Source organism: Mesorhizobium sp. WSM4809 (genome assembly GCF_055811655.1).
This window is the reverse complement of record NZ_JBVVQW010000006.1, coordinates 1-14,587: the sequence shown is the minus strand read 5'-3', so window position 1 is coordinate 14,587 and position 14,587 is coordinate 1. Positions and strand designations below refer to the sequence as shown.

General features: G+C 62.9%; 21 protein-coding genes. 9 read left to right on the top strand and 12 right to left on the bottom strand.

The genetic code is table 11. The annotated features are described in order from the left end of the window. Position 1: 1 nt before the first annotated feature. Together AC0L24_RS16635 and gloA are read right to left on the bottom strand one after the other, a co-directional pair. Positions 2 to 295, bottom strand: a complete 294-nt coding sequence (locus AC0L24_RS16635; protein ID WP_473563978.1) for a DUF2218 domain-containing protein — start codon at positions 293 to 295, stop codon at positions 2 to 4. Positions 296 to 441: 146 nt separating this feature from the next. Further along, positions 442 to 882: a lactoylglutathione lyase gene (gloA, locus tag AC0L24_RS16630; protein ID WP_127332092.1), complete on the bottom strand. Its 441-nt coding sequence runs from the start codon at positions 880 to 882 to the stop codon at positions 442 to 444. 217 nt (positions 883 to 1,099) lie between these two features. Here gloA and AC0L24_RS16625 point away from each other — a divergent pair, with 217 nt between their 5' ends. Genes AC0L24_RS16625 through AC0L24_RS16615 form a run of 3 tightly spaced genes read left to right on the top strand, consistent with a single transcriptional unit; the run spans position 1,100 to position 3,069 of the window. Then, positions 1,100 to 1,696, top strand: coding sequence for a cold-shock protein (locus AC0L24_RS16625; RefSeq protein WP_127398883.1), 597 nt, complete (start codon positions 1,100 to 1,102; stop codon positions 1,694 to 1,696). A gap of 24 nt (positions 1,697 to 1,720) precedes the next feature. Beyond that, positions 1,721 to 2,281, top strand: a complete 561-nt coding sequence (locus AC0L24_RS16620; RefSeq protein WP_127382930.1) for a DUF192 domain-containing protein — start codon at positions 1,721 to 1,723, stop codon at positions 2,279 to 2,281. 20 nt (positions 2,282 to 2,301) lie between these two features. Then, complete coding sequence (locus AC0L24_RS16615) at positions 2,302 to 3,069, top strand: alpha/beta fold hydrolase (RefSeq protein WP_292636050.1); 768 nt, start codon at positions 2,302 to 2,304, stop codon at positions 3,067 to 3,069. A gap of 38 nt (positions 3,070 to 3,107) precedes the next feature. Here AC0L24_RS16615 and speB read toward each other — a convergent pair whose 3' ends face one another. From speB to AC0L24_RS16580, 7 genes are all read right to left on the bottom strand, one after another. Then, complete coding sequence (speB, locus tag AC0L24_RS16610) at positions 3,108 to 4,073, bottom strand: agmatinase (protein ID WP_127396854.1); 966 nt, start codon at positions 4,071 to 4,073, stop codon at positions 3,108 to 3,110. Between the two features lie 12 nt (positions 4,074 to 4,085). After that, entirely contained in the window at positions 4,086 to 4,856 is a 771-nt protein-coding gene (locus tag AC0L24_RS16605) for a creatininase (RefSeq protein ID WP_127396855.1), read from the bottom strand. A 12-nt stretch (positions 4,857 to 4,868) separates the two neighbouring features. After that, complete coding sequence (locus AC0L24_RS16600) at positions 4,869 to 5,576, bottom strand: SDR family NAD(P)-dependent oxidoreductase (RefSeq protein WP_127396856.1); 708 nt, start codon at positions 5,574 to 5,576, stop codon at positions 4,869 to 4,871. Continuing rightward, positions 5,570 to 6,325: an SDR family NAD(P)-dependent oxidoreductase gene (locus AC0L24_RS16595; protein WP_127810282.1), complete on the bottom strand. Its 756-nt coding sequence runs from the start codon at positions 6,323 to 6,325 to the stop codon at positions 5,570 to 5,572. The genes AC0L24_RS16600 and AC0L24_RS16595 overlap by 7 nt, the downstream gene beginning before the upstream one ends. Then, complete coding sequence (locus AC0L24_RS16590) at positions 6,322 to 7,092, bottom strand: ABC transporter ATP-binding protein (protein WP_127396858.1); 771 nt, start codon at positions 7,090 to 7,092, stop codon at positions 6,322 to 6,324. Before AC0L24_RS16590 ends, AC0L24_RS16595 begins: the two co-directional genes overlap by 4 nt. A gap of 10 nt (positions 7,093 to 7,102) precedes the next feature. Further along, positions 7,103 to 7,885: an ABC transporter permease gene (locus tag AC0L24_RS16585; protein WP_473563977.1), complete on the bottom strand. Its 783-nt coding sequence runs from the start codon at positions 7,883 to 7,885 to the stop codon at positions 7,103 to 7,105. A 104-nt stretch (positions 7,886 to 7,989) separates the two neighbouring features. Next, the gene (locus AC0L24_RS16580) at positions 7,990 to 8,982 is read right to left on the bottom strand and encodes an ABC transporter substrate-binding protein (protein WP_127810283.1); all 993 of its coding nucleotides are present in this window, start codon (positions 8,980 to 8,982) and stop codon (positions 7,990 to 7,992) included. 121 nt (positions 8,983 to 9,103) lie between these two features. Between AC0L24_RS16580 and AC0L24_RS16575 the strand changes: the two genes are divergently transcribed. Further along, positions 9,104 to 10,009 (top strand): LysR family transcriptional regulator, encoded by a 906-nt coding sequence (locus AC0L24_RS16575; protein ID WP_127810284.1) that lies wholly within the window; start codon positions 9,104 to 9,106, stop codon positions 10,007 to 10,009. 30 nt (positions 10,010 to 10,039) lie between these two features. Here the strand turns inward: AC0L24_RS16575 and AC0L24_RS16570 are convergent, their stop codons facing one another. Beyond that, positions 10,040 to 10,645, bottom strand: coding sequence for an HD domain-containing protein (locus AC0L24_RS16570; protein WP_245481723.1), 606 nt, complete (start codon positions 10,643 to 10,645; stop codon positions 10,040 to 10,042). Positions 10,646 to 10,792: 147 nt separating this feature from the next. Here AC0L24_RS16570 and cysE point away from each other — a divergent pair, with 147 nt between their 5' ends. Continuing rightward, on the top strand, positions 10,793 to 11,641 hold the full coding sequence (gene cysE / locus AC0L24_RS16565) for a serine O-acetyltransferase (RefSeq protein WP_013531333.1): 849 nt from the start codon (positions 10,793 to 10,795) through the stop codon (positions 11,639 to 11,641). A 151-nt stretch (positions 11,642 to 11,792) separates the two neighbouring features. Next, entirely contained in the window at positions 11,793 to 11,996 is a 204-nt protein-coding gene (locus tag AC0L24_RS16560; protein ID WP_013531334.1) for a DUF3126 family protein, read from the top strand. 69 nt (positions 11,997 to 12,065) lie between these two features. Here AC0L24_RS16560 and AC0L24_RS16555 read toward each other — a convergent pair whose 3' ends face one another. Continuing rightward, positions 12,066 to 12,791: a hypothetical protein gene (locus AC0L24_RS16555; RefSeq protein ID WP_127810285.1), complete on the bottom strand. Its 726-nt coding sequence runs from the start codon at positions 12,789 to 12,791 to the stop codon at positions 12,066 to 12,068. Between the two features lie 125 nt (positions 12,792 to 12,916). Here AC0L24_RS16555 and AC0L24_RS16550 point away from each other — a divergent pair, with 125 nt between their 5' ends. Both AC0L24_RS16550 and AC0L24_RS16545 read left to right on the top strand, forming a co-directional pair. Continuing rightward, positions 12,917 to 13,258: a DUF6949 family protein gene (locus AC0L24_RS16550; RefSeq protein WP_127291442.1), complete on the top strand. Its 342-nt coding sequence runs from the start codon at positions 12,917 to 12,919 to the stop codon at positions 13,256 to 13,258. A gap of 19 nt (positions 13,259 to 13,277) precedes the next feature. After that, entirely contained in the window at positions 13,278 to 13,805 is a 528-nt protein-coding gene (locus AC0L24_RS16545) for a gamma carbonic anhydrase family protein (protein ID WP_127332112.1), read from the top strand. Positions 13,806 to 13,848: 43 nt separating this feature from the next. Here the strand turns inward: AC0L24_RS16545 and AC0L24_RS16540 are convergent, their stop codons facing one another. After that, complete coding sequence (locus AC0L24_RS16540; RefSeq protein WP_127397558.1) at positions 13,849 to 14,409, bottom strand: ankyrin repeat domain-containing protein; 561 nt, start codon at positions 14,407 to 14,409, stop codon at positions 13,849 to 13,851. Here AC0L24_RS16540 and AC0L24_RS16535 point away from each other — a divergent pair. Next, the coding region (locus AC0L24_RS16535; RefSeq protein WP_473563976.1) for a hypothetical protein at positions 14,408 to 14,587 on the top strand (180 nt) is incomplete at its 3' end. The genes AC0L24_RS16540 and AC0L24_RS16535 overlap by 2 nt on opposite strands.

Below are 14,587 nucleotides of genomic sequence, written 5' to 3'. Positions count from 1 at the left end.
CCTAAGCTGCCGGAGCGGGTTTCCAGTCGAAGGTCAGCTCTTCGCGGAAAGCAAAGCGCTTGATGTGATCGGCGACAACGCCTTCCAGGCGCCCGATCGATCCTGCTTCGTCAGTCGACACCGTGATATGCAGTGTCGCCGCATCGGCATCCATGACGGTACGGCCCATTGAAAGATCGATGGTGCCGTGGGTGGGATCGAACTCGACCGGGAATTTGTGCGCCCAGTGCTTGCACAGCTGCTGCAGGTAGCGGCTGGCATGTTCGGTGGCGACGTCGGCATGGCTGGTCGGCATGGATTCTCCTGGGCAAGCGCCTGTTGCGTGGCCGGGGCACCGGCCCAAGCCTGGCGCCTCAGCCAGACAGATAGGCGCCGCCCCTGAAAAACCAAACGGTACTGGGCCGTCAGCCTGGTATCGTCCGCTCAAGACAGCGTGATCGGCTACCAGCTTCCGGTGTTCGCCATCGAAGCCCAGGGCTCCGCCTTGGCCTTGGCCGGGCCTTTCTGCAGAAGCTCGATCGAGATGCCGTCCGGCGACTTGACGAAAGCCATGTTGCCGTCGCGCGGCGGCCGGTTGATGATGACGCCATTGTCCATCAGATGCTGGCAGGTGGCGTAGATGTCGTCGACCTCATAAGCGAGGTGGCCGAAATTGCGTCCGCCCTTGTAGTCTTCCGGATCCCAATTGTAGGTCAGTTCGACCAGCGGTGCCTTGTCGGCGATGCCGCTTTGCTCGTCTTCGGAGGCCGCGAGGAAGATCAGCGTGAAGCGGCCTTGCTCGTTTTCGTAGCGGCGCACTTCCTTGAGGCCGAGCTTGTTGCAGTAGAAGTCGAGCGAGGCATCGACGTCGGTGACGCGGATCATGGTGTGCAGATAGCGCATGTGATTTCCTCGATAAATTGCGTTGCGGCGCAACATAGGGTCGGCCCTGTCAAAGGGCAATCGTGCGGCGGTGCGCAATGCCGGCAAAGAACAAATCCGGTATTGCCCAAATGAACCGTGAAAAAAGGCACGGCAGGTCTTGCACAGACCGGAAGCCGCAGTGTTAATCTGTTGGCAAGAATCAGTTGCGGTGTTCTTGAAAAAAGGGGGCATTCTTATGGGGGAAAAGGCCTCTTTGACGGGGCGGGACGGACCCCTCGGCGACGCCTTGCAGCGTGACGAAGGCGGCGATGCCGCGGACTTGCTCGAAATAGCCGGCGCCATCAAGTGGTTCGATGTGGCCAAGGGCTATGGTTTCATTTTGCCGGATGGCGGCATTTCCGGCGATATCCTCCTCCATGTGACATGTCTTCGAAGGGATGGCTTTCAGACGGCCCTGGAGGGCGCACGCGTGGTCTGCCTCGTCAAACATGGCGACCGCGGATTGCAGGCCTTCCGGGTGCTCTCTATGGACGTCACCACCGCGGTCCACCCGGCCGAGATGCAGGAGCAGCGCACCCATGTCGCGGTGACGCCGGAGAGCGGTCTCGAACGCGCCCTGGTGAAATGGTTCAACCGCACCAAGGGGTTTGGTTTTCTCACCCGCGGCGAGGGCACCGAGGACATCTTCGTCCATATGGAGACCTTGCGCCGCTACGGTATCACCGAGCTCCGGCCCGGACAGGTCGTGCTGGTTCGTTTCGGGCGCGGCGACAAAGGCCTTATGGCCGCCGAAATTCACCCCGATATGGGGACCTTGCCGGTCTCGCACTAGGGCGTTTCCGGCCGAGGATCTCGAATGGCTTACAGGAACTGGCTGACCGCGGGCGCGATGTGCGCGATTGCCTTCATCGCCGCCGCCGGTGGTTACTTCTATTCCGAAAAGCCGACCTCGGCGGACAGCCGGGCGATGATCCTTCCGGCCGATCCGACGCCATTGGTCGTGGTGACGAAAGGCGGTGATCGCTCTTTTTCCATCGAAGTCGCCGACACCGCCGCGGAGCGCGAGGCCGGCTTGATGTACCGCCAGGACATGGCGGACAACCACGGCATGCTGTTCGTCTTCGAGGTCCAGCAGCAGGTCGGCTTCTGGATGCACAACACGCCAATGCCGCTTGATCTGATTTTCGTCGGCCAGGATGGCAAGATCCGGGCGGTCAAGCACGGCGAGCCGCAATCGGACGCCGTCATTTCGCCCGGCGTACCGGTGCGCTTCGTGCTCGAGCTCAAGGCCGGCACTGCCGCCAGGAACGGCATCGAGTATGGCGACCTTTTGCGCCATCCGGCCGTGGGCACGGTATCCGGCCCCGGCATGCCACCAGCCGACAATGGCGATGCGCCCAATGGCGGTGGCGGTTGAGCACGCAGGCGGGATCGCAGATGCAGTTTTTCATCCATGACGGCTTCGACCTTGCCTTCCTCGACCGCCAGCCGGAATCGGGCGAGGGCGATCCGGTGCTGATGATCCATGGCTTTGCCTCGAGCCATTATGTCAACTGGGTGTCGCCCGGCTGGTTCAAGACGCTGAACGATGCCGGTTACCGCGCCATCGCCTTCGACAATCGCGGCCACGGCTCGTCGTCGAAGAGCTATGAGGAGGCCGACTACACGCCGGTCAAGATGGCTTCCGATGCCGCTGCCTTGCTCGGCCATCTCGGCATCGAGCGCGCCCATGTCATGGGTTATTCGATGGGCGCCCGCATCGCGGCGTTCATGGCGCTGTCCGATCCGGACAAGGTGGCGACGCTGGTCTTCGGCGGTCTCGGCATCGGCATGGTCGACGGTGTCGGCGATTGGGATCCGATCGCCGCCGCCCTGCTTGCCGATGATCCGGCCGCCACCAGCCATCCGCGCGGCCGGTCGTTTCGCGCCTTCGCCGACCAGACCCGCAGCGATCGCCGGGCCTTGGCCGCTTGCATCGCCAAATCGCGGGAATTGCTGAGCGAGCAGGATATCGCGCGAATCGCCCAGCCGACGCTGGTCGCCGTCGGAACCACCGACGACATTGGCGGCTCGCCCGATGAGCTTGCAGCGTTGATGCCGAACGCCAGCGCCTTTCACATCGAGGGCCGGGACCATATGCTGGCCGTCGGGGACAAGACCTTCAAGCAGCGCGTGCTGGAGTTCTATGCCGAGAATCCGCTCTGAGCGGACGGCGATGCATCAGGCGGATTTGATGCTTGTGCTCAGTCCGGCGCTCTCGCTGCTTGAACCGACTTCGCCATCACGCACAGCAGCTCGAACATCATCGTCGCGCCGGCGAGCGCCGTCATTCCGCCCAGGTCGAAAGGCGGCGCCACCTCGACGACGTCGGCACCGACAATGGTCAATCCGTCGAGCAGGCGGACCATTTCCTGGGCCTCGCGGGTGGTGAAGCCGCCTAGCTCGGGCGTTCCGGTCCCAGGCGCCATCGACGGGTCGATGCAGTCGATGTCGAAGGTCACATAGATGGGCGTATCGCCGACGATGCCGCGCGCCTCTTCCATGACGCTGGCCGCGCCCCGCCTGACGAACTCCTCCATGTAGATGATGCGGATGCCCTGGGCGACCGCCCAGTCATGTTCGCCGGGTTCGTATATCGAGCCGCGGATGCCGATCTGGACGATGCGCTTGGGATCGAGCAGTCCTTCTTCGATGGCGCGGCGGAAGGGCGTGCCATGCGTATAGGGATTGTCGCCGAAATAACGGTCGTTGGTGTCGGAATGCGCGTCGAAATGGATCATGCCGACGGGCGCCTTGCGGGCCACGGCGCGCAGCACCGGCAACGTCGTCAGATGATCGCCGCCCGCTGCAAGCGGAATGGCGCCCGCCGTGACGATCGCCGCGATGCCGTCCTCGATGCGCTTCAGCCCGTCCAGGAGGTTGATTGGATTGACCGAGAGATCGCCGACATCGGCGACATTGGCGATGCTGAACGGCTCGGTCCCCGAGACGTGATGGGCGCGCCGCATCAGGCTCGACTGGTTGCGGATTTCGCGCGGGCCATGCCGCGCACCGGCGCGATTGGTGGTGCCACCGTCCCACGGTATGCCGACGAGCGCGATGTCGAGCCCCTCCGCACTCGCCACGGCCGGCAGTCTCATGAAGGTCGAAAGTCCGGCGAAACGAGGAACGGCGGAGGCATCGATCGGCTGGAAGAAATTGCTGCTCATGGTGTCGGCACCTCAGAAGAATTCACGTTTGACGATTTCCGCAATGCGGGTCTCGCAGTCGTCGAGCAGCCACCGGCCCTTTTCGGCCGATGAGCCCTCGGTCAGCGACAGCACGCCGGATGGCGGCACTTCCTCGGCTGGCTTGGGATAGCGATCATATGGCCTGAACTGCGCCGGGCCGTCATGCAGTGCCTTGCCGAGGTCGACGAACTCGGGACGCAGCGCCAGCATCATCGAGGTCTCGATGACGCTCGCATGTTCCAGCTCGATGCCGGGATAACCATCGGGGAACACTTTCGCCAGCGTCTCTGTGCGCACCATTTCCCAATGATCGATGCGCAGGATCGTCAGATCCGCCGCACGCTCGCGGCCGATGGCGTCGAGCGCCAGTTCGATGCCTTCGATCGACGGGCCGATGTTCTCGTAGTGGCCGTTGAGGACAACGATGCGCCGGACCTTCTGGCGATAGAGATCGCAGATCACATCCTTGACCAGCAGCGAAAACGTATGCGCCGTGATGTTGATCGTGCCGGGGAAGGCCGGGCCGCCGCCTGTTCTCGGCTGCGAGCGGTTGCCGTAGGCAATGGTCGGCGCGACGAGGCCGCCAACCTGCTTCGCCACCGTCTCGGCGATGGCGGTGGGAAGCACAACATCGACGTTCATCGCCATGTGGTGGCCGTGCTGTTCGGTCGAGCCGAGCGGCAGGAAGATGGGAGCGCCGGCGGCGATCCGCTTCTCGGCTTCGGGCCATGGCAGTTCAGCGAGGAAAACTCGGTCTTTCATGATCATCTCGTTTCAAAGCATCGCCGCGCCACCATTGGCGCCCAGGCATTGTCCAGTGAAGAAGGTGGCGCCGGGGCCGGCAAGGAAGACCACCGCGGAGGCGATTTCATCCGGCCGGCCGATCCGCCCTAACGGGTGTGTCGTTTCAAGCGCGCGCTGGCTCTCGCTCAGCGCCTCGAAACCGAGAAGCGGCGTGTCTGTCGGCCCCGGCGCCACGGCGTTGACCAGGATGCGAGGCGCAAGCTCGCGCGCCCAGGATCGGGTCAGGCCGAGCAATGCGGCCTTGGTCGCGCAATAGACCGAGGCGCTCGCCCGGCCGAGATAGGCAAGCTCGGAGGCGATGTTGATGATGCGGCCGCCATCGGGAAGGTACGGCAGGACTTCCCGCGCCACGATGATGGCGCCGCGCACATTGACGGCAAACATGCGGTCGACATGGTCGAGCGAAATCGCGCCAAGCGGTGCTTCCTGCAGGATGCCGGCATTGTTGATCAGGATGTCATAGCCGCCGATCCGTTCCGCTCCTTGCCTGACCGCGGCAATAATGTCGGCCTCATTGGCAAGGTCGCAGGCAAGGATCGGGATATCGCCTTCGGATGCCTTGAGATCGAAGCCGAGAACCATGGCTCCGGCGTCCCGCAAGGCGAGCGCGGTCGCGCGGCCGATGCCGCTGGCCGCACCGGTGATCAGCGCGCGTTTTCCGTGCAGCGGGGTTACCAAGGCACTTCTCCCCTGTCGACGCCGAGCGACTGCCCGGTGATGTTGGCCGCGAGATCCGACGCCAGGAACAGGTAGGTGCCGGCCATGTCGGCCGGCTCCATCAGGCCGGGCAGGGCTTGCGCGCCGACCATGTCTTCGAGCAGTGCTGGTTCACTGACGCCGCCTTGCTCGGCCATGCGGCCAAGCGAGCGCATCGATGCTTCCGTGCGGACCCATCCCGGACAGACCGCATTGACGCGGATGCCTTTCGATCCAAGTTCCTTGGCCCAGGTTTTCGTCAGGCCGATGATGGCGTGCTTGGAGGCGACATAGGCGCCGAACCGCGCTTCGGCGACGCGGCCCCAGATCGATGCGGTGTTGATGATCGAAGCGCCGGCCTGCATGCGCGGCAAGGCGCGCGCGGTGACAAGCGCCGTGCCGATGACGTTGATCTCGATGATGCGCCGGAAGGCGGCTTCGGCCTCGTCGCTGCTGTCAGTGATCGGCGTCATCAGCTCGAGGCCGGCATTGTTGATGAGCACGTCGATCCGGGAGATCGGTCCGAGGGCCGCGCCGACCGCCTCGCGGTCGGCGATGTCGGCCTCCGTGCCTGTGGCGCCCAAGTCGTGGGCCCGTTCGTGCACGGCCACGTCGTTGGCAATGAGGTGCAGGCTGGCGCCGGCCTGGGCGAAGCCCTTGGCGATGCCGAGCCCGATGCCTCGGCTCGCTCCGGTGATCACGACCGTCTTTCCGGAAAAGGAGAGGCTCATACGACCACTCCGGTTTCGTTGCGGATCAGATGCAGGACCTTGTTGCGCAGCTCGAAGAATTTCTGGGTTTCGCGAATCTCCAGCGGCCGGTCCGGGCCAAGCTCTGCCGCCACGTCGATATCGGCGACGATCGAGGCTGGACGGCGCGAGAACAGGATGATCCGGTCGGCGAGAAATACGGCTTCTTCGACGTCGTGGGTGACGAAGATGATGGTCTTTTCCTCGCGGATCTGGATCTGCCGCAGCTCGACCTGAAGCCGCTCGCGCGTCAGCGCGTCGAGCGCGCCGAAGGGCTCGTCCATCAACAGCACGTCCGAACCCGCGGCGAGCGTGCGGGCTATGGCCACGCGCTGGCGCATGCCTCCCGAGATACGGTTTGGATAGGAGTCGGCAAAGTCTGCGAGCCCGAACAGCTTGAGATAGTGGCTGATACGCTCGGCTCTTTCGGTGGCACCGAGGTCCTTCCTGTAGCGCATGCCGAAGGCGATGTTGTTTTTGACCGTCAGCCAGGGAAACGACGAATAGGACTGGAACACCATGCCGCGCCGACGGTCCGGCCTGACGACCTTTTCCCCACCGAGCAGGATCGAGCCCGAACTCGGTTCGTCGAGGCCGCCGACCATGCGCATCAGGGTGGTCTTGCCGCAGCCCGAGGGGCCGAGGAAGACGACCAGCGAATTGCGGTCGAGGCCAAGGCTGGTGTTTCGCACGACATCGACGGGGCCAAAGGACTTGGCCGTGTCGACGAATTGAACATATCCGGTCATGTCATGCTCCTTACAGATACCGGAACAGCCCGCGGTGAAGCAGGCGCAAAAGCTGGTCGGTGACAAGGCCGATCAGGCCGATGACGACGACGCCGGCCATGACCTCCGGTGTCTTGACGAAGCGCCGGGCCGTCCAGATCACATAGCCGATGCCGGAATCGGCGGCGACGATCTCGGCGATGATCAGATAGGTCCAGCACCAGCCGAGCGTGATGCGCAGATTGTCGAGCAGCGTCGGCCCCATCCAGCGCAGAGCGACGTCGACCATGACCTGCCTCGAATTGGCGCCGACGGTGCGGGCGACCTCGACGAACTCCTGCGGCACGCGCCGCATGTCGTCGGCGACGAGCAGCACGAGCTGGAAGAACGTCCCCAGCCAGAGCAGGAAGATCTTGGTTTCCTCGCCGACGCCGAACCAGATGATGGACAGCGGCACCAGCGCGGGGACCGGCAGATAGCGGATGAAATCGATCATCGGCTCGAGGGCGGCGCCGACGATCCGGTAGCTGCTCATCATGATGCCGATCGGGATCGCCATGACGGCGGCCAGCAGGAAGGCAATCCAGACACGGGTGGTCGAAACCGCGACGTGCCAGAGCAGGTTCTGTTCGGTCAGCATCGTCCATAGCGCGACGACGACGCGGCTCGGCGACGGCAGGAACTGCGGGGCAATGATGCCCGCGCGCGCCGCCAGCTCCCACAGGGCAATAACGAGCGCAGCCGCAGCGACACTGACGGCGAACTCCAGCATCGGCGATCCGCGTCCGCGGAAGACGAACAGGCTGCTGAACAAATCACTATCCCCGGATGATCGAAAGAACGGTCGTCACCGGCGGTAAGCCGGAATGACATCGCTGCCGACAGCCGAGACAAGCTGCCGGCCCGGCCGCGCGGCCGCTATTTCGCCGGGATCTTGTTGATCGCCGAATTGTCGATCTGGTCGGCCGCCACCAGTCTGTTGTCGGCGGCGCCGTTCTCCAGGTTTAGATCCATCACCGTGTCGAATATCCCGTGCAACGTGCCTTTTTCTCCCGGCTTGCCCATGTAGGCCAGGGATTCTGCAAGCGTCGTGTAGGACAGGCTGGAGTTGACGATGTCGGCCACTTCGGCAGGCGTCAGGCCGAAATGCTTGGACGCCATGTCGGCGAATTTTTCCGGCTCGGCCTTGATGAAATCGACCGCCTCATAGATGCAGCCGAGGAATTTTGCGTATTTGTCGGGGTTCGCCTTGAAGTCGTCGTTGCGGGCGATGATCGCGTCGATGATGATGCCGCGATGATCCTTGGACGAGATCAGCATGCGGGCACCGGTGCGGGTCGAGGCCTTCAGCGCCTGCGACATGAACGGTTCGTAGGTCGCGATCGCCGCGATCGATTCATCGACGAAAACCGCACCCGTATCGGCCGTCGCGATGTCCTTGATCTGCAGATCCTTCAGCGACAGGCCCGCCTGCTTCAGCTCCATCTGCAACAGCAGGCGCGAGGGGATGTTGGGCTCGGCCGCGACAACCTTGCCCTTGAGATCGGCAACCGACTTGATCTTGTCATCGGTGATGACGCCGTCGCCACCGACGGATTCGTCGATCGTTCCGATGATGATGCCGGGCGTCGAAGCATCGCGCGGGCGGCCCTGATATTCGCCGACCGAGCGCATCTGCATCTCGATGTCGCCGCGCGCCATCGCCGCCATGACGTTGGTCAGGTCATCCTCGAACTTGATGCTGACATCAAGGCCCTTGGCGGTGAAGCAGCCAAGGTCGCTGGCGATATGGACAGGCGCAAATCCCAGCCATGTCGGCGCCAGGATGCGGATCTGGTCGGCGCTGAGGGCGAGCTGCGAACTGGCGAGCAGCAGGGCTGCGGACAAGGCGGTGCCGAGTAACGGTTTCATGATTGTTCCCCAATTTTGTTCCGTACAGGCTCGCGATTTCTGACATTGATGTAAATGAGTTTATTTAGAACGATACATCGAATAACATCGATGTATCGTTCTGTGCATCATGGGGGGCGCCATGCGCCGGCTGGACAATATCGACATCCGCCTGCTGCGCGTTTTCGTGGCGCTGGCCGATTCAGGCGGGTTCGCCGCTGCGCAAATCACGCTCAACCTGTCGCAGCCGACGCTGAGCACGCATCTGGCGGAGCTGGAGAAACGCATCGGTGCGCAGCTCTGCCATCGCGGGCGCAAGCAATTCCGCCTGACCGAGGTTGGACAGGCAACCTACGATGCGGCGCAGAAGCTGTTCCGGGACCTTGACGATTTCGGACATCGCATTAATGCAGCCAGCGGCAGCCTGTCGGGCCGCTTGCGGGTCGGCACGTCGGATGGGGTCTTCACCAGTGGTGAACTGGGTATCCAGCACGCCCTCAGCCGCTTCATGGGGCCCGATTCCGACGTCTTCATCGACCTTTCGGTGGGTACGCCGTCCGAACTCGAGCAACAAGTTGCCGATGGCGGTCGCGACGTCGTCATCGGGCCGCTGTCGCAGAAAGCGCCTGGGGTCGTCTATCGCGACTATTGCGGCGAACCGCATCTTCTCTATTGCGGCCGTCGGCACCCGCTCTTTGCGATGCCCGATTCAAGGATCGATCAAGGCGCCGTCGACGCTGCGCGGTTCTCGGTGCGCAGCTATCGGCATTTCGACGACCTCTACCTGGTCGGCCATCCCAAGGCGAGTGCATCGGTCGTGCACATGGAAGCGCAGTTGATGCTGATCCTGTCGGGCAACTTCATCGGCTTTCTGCCGTGCCATTTTGCCGATCCCTGGGTCGCGGCCGGAGACATGCGGGCAATCAAGCCAAGGGCCTATTCGTTCAGTTCCATACACCGCGTCGCCTATCGCAAGACCGACGCCCAGCGCTCGCTTGTTCAGGCGTTTCTCGGTGCATTGTTCGATGCAACGCCCGTGGCGGGATAGGGAGACATGCAAGCGCGCCACCGGCGAAGATCACAAAGGGGTTTGCAGGGCCTGCAATGACCGCGTCATGTTTTCCCTGGCCTGCGGTTCGAAGCGCTGGCGAAACTCTTCAGTGTGGAAGATGTGCGGGCGGGCGAGGAAAGTCTTCAGGACAGCACTGCGTCCGGCCCGCCACATCGGCTCCTCCACCCAGTGGTACTCGCGCCGCACGGCGCGCTCATAGGCGTCGAAGGCGTCCGGCGCGGCTCCCAGGATCGACAGATCCATATCCAGGAAAAGACTTGCGTCCCGTGTGGCCGCCGCGTCTTCGAACGGCGACACCTGGTGCGTGGCGGTGGCGACGATCATTGCCGAGATGCGGTTGAGGCGTGAAGGATTTGCGCGGCCCGCCAGCTTTTTCTCGGCAAGGGCAGCACTTTGCGCCTCATTGTCCTTGGCCTTGCTGTCATAGACGGCATCGTGGAACCAGATCGCCGCTTCGATCGCCTCGGGGTCGCCGAGCAATTCTCGACAGTCGCCAGCGAGCGCCAGCATTGCCTCGATATGGAAAAGGTTGTGATAGTGGCGGCCTGGCGCCCGGTAGAGAGCCGAAAGCTCGCTTTTCAGCGCGTCGTCGATCAAGGGTTCGTTTTCCATGGCTGCTTGAATTCCCGCGAACCAAATCCATTTGACAAAGCACTAAGGAAAATTGAGTTCAATCGTGCTATCATCTGGCTTATATGTGCGGCCAGGCAACAGGCAAGCACAACAGGCAAGCCAGGCAGGACGCAGGACGAGACGGCGATGAACAGCATCAGCATTTCCCGACACAGCGCATTGAAGCCCGTCGATCCGATCTGGCGTTCGATCCGCGACGAGGCCATGGAGGCTGTCAACCGCGACCCGCTGCTCGCTGCATTCCTCTATTCGACCATCCTCAACCAGGACAGCCTGGAGGAAGCAGTCATTCACCGGCTGGCCGAGCGGCTGGCGCACCAGGACATCGGCTCCGATCTCATCCGCCAGACGTTCAAGTCCATGCTGGCCGACGACAAGGAGTGGCCGACGACGGTGCGTGTCGACATCCAGGCCTATTATGATCGCGATCCGGCTTGCGATCGCTTCATCATGCCTGTGCTCTATTTCAAGGGTTTCCACGCCATCCAGACCCATCGGCTGGCGCATTGGCTGTGGAATCAGGGGCGCAAGGATTTCGCGCTCTACCTGCAGAGCCGCTCGTCTTCGGTGTTCCAGACCGACATCAACCCGGCCGCCCGCATCGGCAAGGGCATCTTCATCGACCATGCCACCGGCCTCGTGGTCGGCGAGACCGCTGTCATCGAGGATGACGTGTCGATCCTGCACGGCGTGACACTGGGCGGCACCGGCAAGGCCGGCGGCGACCGCCACCCCAAGATCCGCTACGGCGTGCTGATCGGCGCCGGCGCCAAGATCCTCGGCAACATCGAAATCGGCCATTGCTCGAAGATTGCCGCCGGCTCGGTGGTGCTGTCGCCTGTGCCGCACAACAAGACAGTTGCCGGCGTGCCGGCCCGCGTCGTCGGCGAGACCGGCTGCGATCAGCCGTCGCGCCAGATGGACCAGCTTCTGCCGTCGCAGACGATGGATCAGGTCGTCAGCTTCGACATCTGATTTTCACGAGGCCGCCGCCTGCTGCCGGATTCCGGCCGCTGGCATGAGTAGGTGGTTGTCTCGCCTTATCAGGCCGCTTGCCTTTACATCGCCATTGTCGACGTGCCAGAAGCGCGTTCGAACGAGCAAGCCCGATGATCGGAGAAGACTGTTGAAGCCGGACGAAATCAGAAAGCTGGACGCCTATTTCAAGCGCGTCTTCCAGAACCCCAAGCTCGAGGTCAAGGCACGGCCGCGCAAGGACGATTCGGCCGAGGTCTATGTCGGCGACGAATTCCTCGGCATCGTCTTCAAGGACGAGGACGACGGCGATTACAATTTCTCGATGGCGATCCTCGACATCGATCTGGCCTGAGCCAGCGATTTTGCGCTCGGCCGGCTCCGCCTCGAATGCGGCCGGCCGGCCGCACCTTCCGAGGCTTTCTTACTGTCCTGTTTTCAGGACGCGCCCGGCTTCAGTGGCGATTGCCGCGTCGAGCGCCTGCCAATCGCCCAGAAACTCCCTTGGGAAGCGATAGGTGAGGCTGAGCTCGTCGCCGACCTGGATGTCGCGCTCGCAAGGCGCCAGCGATTGGTCGGCACTCGGTCCGCTCAGGCAACGGGCCACGAACGGCTCCTTGCCGGGGCGATTGCCGACAACCAGCACCTCGTTCAGATAGCCTGATTTCTCGTTGAAACCATAAATCATCGTGCCGCCAGGCCCGACAATGCCGGGTTGGGTGATCAACGAGCTGTAGATCGGCGCGAAGCGGCCACTCATGTCACGCGACATCATCTGCTGTTCGAAGGCCAGAAAGACGATGCTTTTGGCTGTCCCCGTATGGTTGAAATCATCCCGCGCCGCCTCGCTGTAGCCGTCCATCTGGGGATAGCGCAGATAGAGGTCGAGCCGCGAGGCGATGCCGTCGCGCCGGGCCTGGGCGAAACGGATGGCGTTGGCCGGGACCGTGATGACATTGTTGCCGATCACCACCTGGTGCATCGTTGCGTCGTCGGTGTATCCGGCCATGGCGATCGAATGGCCGAACCATTTGCCTGCAAGGCTGATCGCTGCTGAAAGCAGGGCCAGCGCCGCGAATCCGTAGAGCACCCGCTTCATCAGCCTAGAATCGACCACAGTGAGTTCGTTGGCGAGCACTGCCTGCTTCATCTCAGTCCTCGGATCTCGGGCCGTCCGTCCGCCTCCAGTGTCCCTGGGCGGCACACATCGTACGGCACGGCTCTTGCAGCCTGCGTGGAACGACTGTGCAATTTCATGGTAAATGGAAAGTTAAGATGGGACCGCTGGAACTCACACTCTTTGCTTTTGCCGTCGGGTTGACGGCCTGCGGGCTGGCCGGATCGGCTATGGAACTGGTGTCGGGCCGCAAGGTCGCCTTCACCGAACCCTATGTGTCGCCGTCACATGTCTTGCGCTCGCTGCTCGCCACGGCCTGTGCCGGACCCTTCATGCTGGTCAATGATGCCATCGATGCCCGGCGTCAGCGCCGCATTTCAACGTTGGCGCTGATGTCCTGCGGCTGCACGGCAATTGCGTGGACCTTGGCGCTGGGCGTCGTCGTGCTTGCCATTGCCTCATGGACGGTCCGTCTCCTAGGGTCCGAGCTGCCAGGCTGAGACGATTCGGAGAGCAGAAATGCCGCTTTATGCGATCGATGGAACAGAGCCCAGCTTCGCCGATGCGGATTCGAACTGGATCGCGCCCGATGCGACGCTGATCGGCGACGTCAGGGTCGGACGCAATGCCGGCTTCTGGTTTGGCGCCGTCATCCGTGGCGACAATGAGCCCATCGTCATCGGCGCCGATACCAACGTGCAGGAACATACTGTCATGCACACCGATCCCGGCTTCCCGCTGACGATCGGGGAAGGCTGCACGATCGGCCACCGCGCCTTGCTGCATGGCTGCACGATCGGCGACAACAGCCTGATCGGCATGGGCGCCATCGTGCTGAACGGCGCGAAAATCGGCAGGAATTCTCTGGTTGGCGCCGGTGCGCTGGTCACCGAAGGCAAGGAATTCCCGGACAATTCGCTGATCGTCGGCTCGCCTGCCAAGGCGATCAGGGTGCTGGACGACGCGGCCGTGGCAAGGTTGCGCGGCTCGGCGGCGCACTACGTTGCCAACGGCAAGCGCTTCCAGGCGGGGTTGAAGAAGGTCTGAGGTCGGCCTGGCATTTGCTGGCGGTGGTTCGTAGCGCCCCAACTCACTGTCTGTCGGAGTTGCGCCCGGCCATCGCATCGCGCAGCAAGGAGGCACCGGCTTCAAAGCCGGCAATCTCGGCTTCCTCGATCACGTTCCTGTAGTCATCGATGCGGGTTTCGAGCACCGGGTCGGCGCCCGCCGCCAAAAGCAGGCCGATCGCATCGACACTGCGGATGGCCACCGAATAGTGCAGCGGAGTCCAGTCGTTGACGCCCCGCATGTTGGGGTCGGCACCGCCGTCGATCAACACCCGCACGATGTCCAGCCGGTCGGCGCGGTCGGTGGACAGCGCTGCAATGATGGACGGAAACCCGCCGTGATCCTGATAGTTTGGATTCGAGCCGGCATCCAGCAAAGACGAGATGAAGCCGACGGGGCTCCAATAGATCGCATATTCCAGCGGATGCCCGAGGCCGAGCTCGAACGGCATGCGCTCGTCGAACCAGCGGGAAGAGCCGCCCAACGCCACGCCGAGGCCCTCGAAGTCGCCGGCCTTGAAGGCATCGTCGATAACGTTGAACAGGCGATGGCGCTCGCATCGATCTTCCGGGATTTCCAACATGGCCGTGATCCAGAAGGCGAAACTGACGGCCTATAGTGCCTCGATCTTCCGGGCGTGGGAAGGCGGGACGATTCGACTGAATGAGATTGGGATCTTCAGCCTACCGCAGGCTGATTGGTTTTCGATTCTCCGCCAGAAATGGCGGAGCCGGCCCCGGGGCGGGGCCGGCGCCGTTGAC

What these genes read in the sequence shown, in the direction of transcription:
- AC0L24_RS16635 (WP_473563978.1), bottom strand. Translation starts at nt 295, where the DNA reads ATGCCGACCAGCCATGCCGACGTCGCCACCGAACATGCCAGCCGCTAC.
- gloA (WP_127332092.1), bottom strand. Translation starts at nt 882, where the DNA reads ATGCGCTATCTGCACACCATGATCCGCGTCACCGACGTCGATGCCTCG.
- AC0L24_RS16625 (WP_127398883.1), top strand. Translation starts at nt 1,100, where the DNA reads ATGGGGGAAAAGGCCTCTTTGACGGGGCGGGACGGACCCCTCGGCGAC.
- AC0L24_RS16620 (WP_127382930.1), top strand. Translation starts at nt 1,721, where the DNA reads ATGGCTTACAGGAACTGGCTGACCGCGGGCGCGATGTGCGCGATTGCC.
- AC0L24_RS16615 (WP_292636050.1), top strand. Translation starts at nt 2,302, where the DNA reads ATGCAGTTTTTCATCCATGACGGCTTCGACCTTGCCTTCCTCGACCGC.
- speB (WP_127396854.1), bottom strand. Translation starts at nt 4,073, where the DNA reads ATGAGCAGCAATTTCTTCCAGCCGATCGATGCCTCCGCCGTTCCTCGT.
- AC0L24_RS16605 (WP_127396855.1), bottom strand. Translation starts at nt 4,856, where the DNA reads ATGAAAGACCGAGTTTTCCTCGCTGAACTGCCATGGCCCGAAGCCGAG.
- AC0L24_RS16595 (WP_127810282.1), bottom strand. Translation starts at nt 6,325, where the DNA reads ATGAGCCTCTCCTTTTCCGGAAAGACGGTCGTGATCACCGGAGCGAGC.
- AC0L24_RS16590 (WP_127396858.1), bottom strand. Translation starts at nt 7,092, where the DNA reads ATGACCGGATATGTTCAATTCGTCGACACGGCCAAGTCCTTTGGCCCC.
- AC0L24_RS16580 (WP_127810283.1), bottom strand. Translation starts at nt 8,982, where the DNA reads ATGAAACCGTTACTCGGCACCGCCTTGTCCGCAGCCCTGCTGCTCGCC.
- AC0L24_RS16575 (WP_127810284.1), top strand. Translation starts at nt 9,104, where the DNA reads ATGCGCCGGCTGGACAATATCGACATCCGCCTGCTGCGCGTTTTCGTG.
- AC0L24_RS16570 (WP_245481723.1), bottom strand. Translation starts at nt 10,645, where the DNA reads ATGGAAAACGAACCCTTGATCGACGACGCGCTGAAAAGCGAGCTTTCG.
- cysE (WP_013531333.1), top strand. Translation starts at nt 10,793, where the DNA reads ATGAACAGCATCAGCATTTCCCGACACAGCGCATTGAAGCCCGTCGAT.
- AC0L24_RS16555 (WP_127810285.1), bottom strand. Translation starts at nt 12,791, where the DNA reads ATGAAGCAGGCAGTGCTCGCCAACGAACTCACTGTGGTCGATTCTAGG.
- AC0L24_RS16550 (WP_127291442.1), top strand. Translation starts at nt 12,917, where the DNA reads ATGGGACCGCTGGAACTCACACTCTTTGCTTTTGCCGTCGGGTTGACG.
- AC0L24_RS16545 (WP_127332112.1), top strand. Translation starts at nt 13,278, where the DNA reads ATGCCGCTTTATGCGATCGATGGAACAGAGCCCAGCTTCGCCGATGCG.
- AC0L24_RS16540 (WP_127397558.1), bottom strand. Translation starts at nt 14,409, where the DNA reads ATGTTGGAAATCCCGGAAGATCGATGCGAGCGCCATCGCCTGTTCAAC.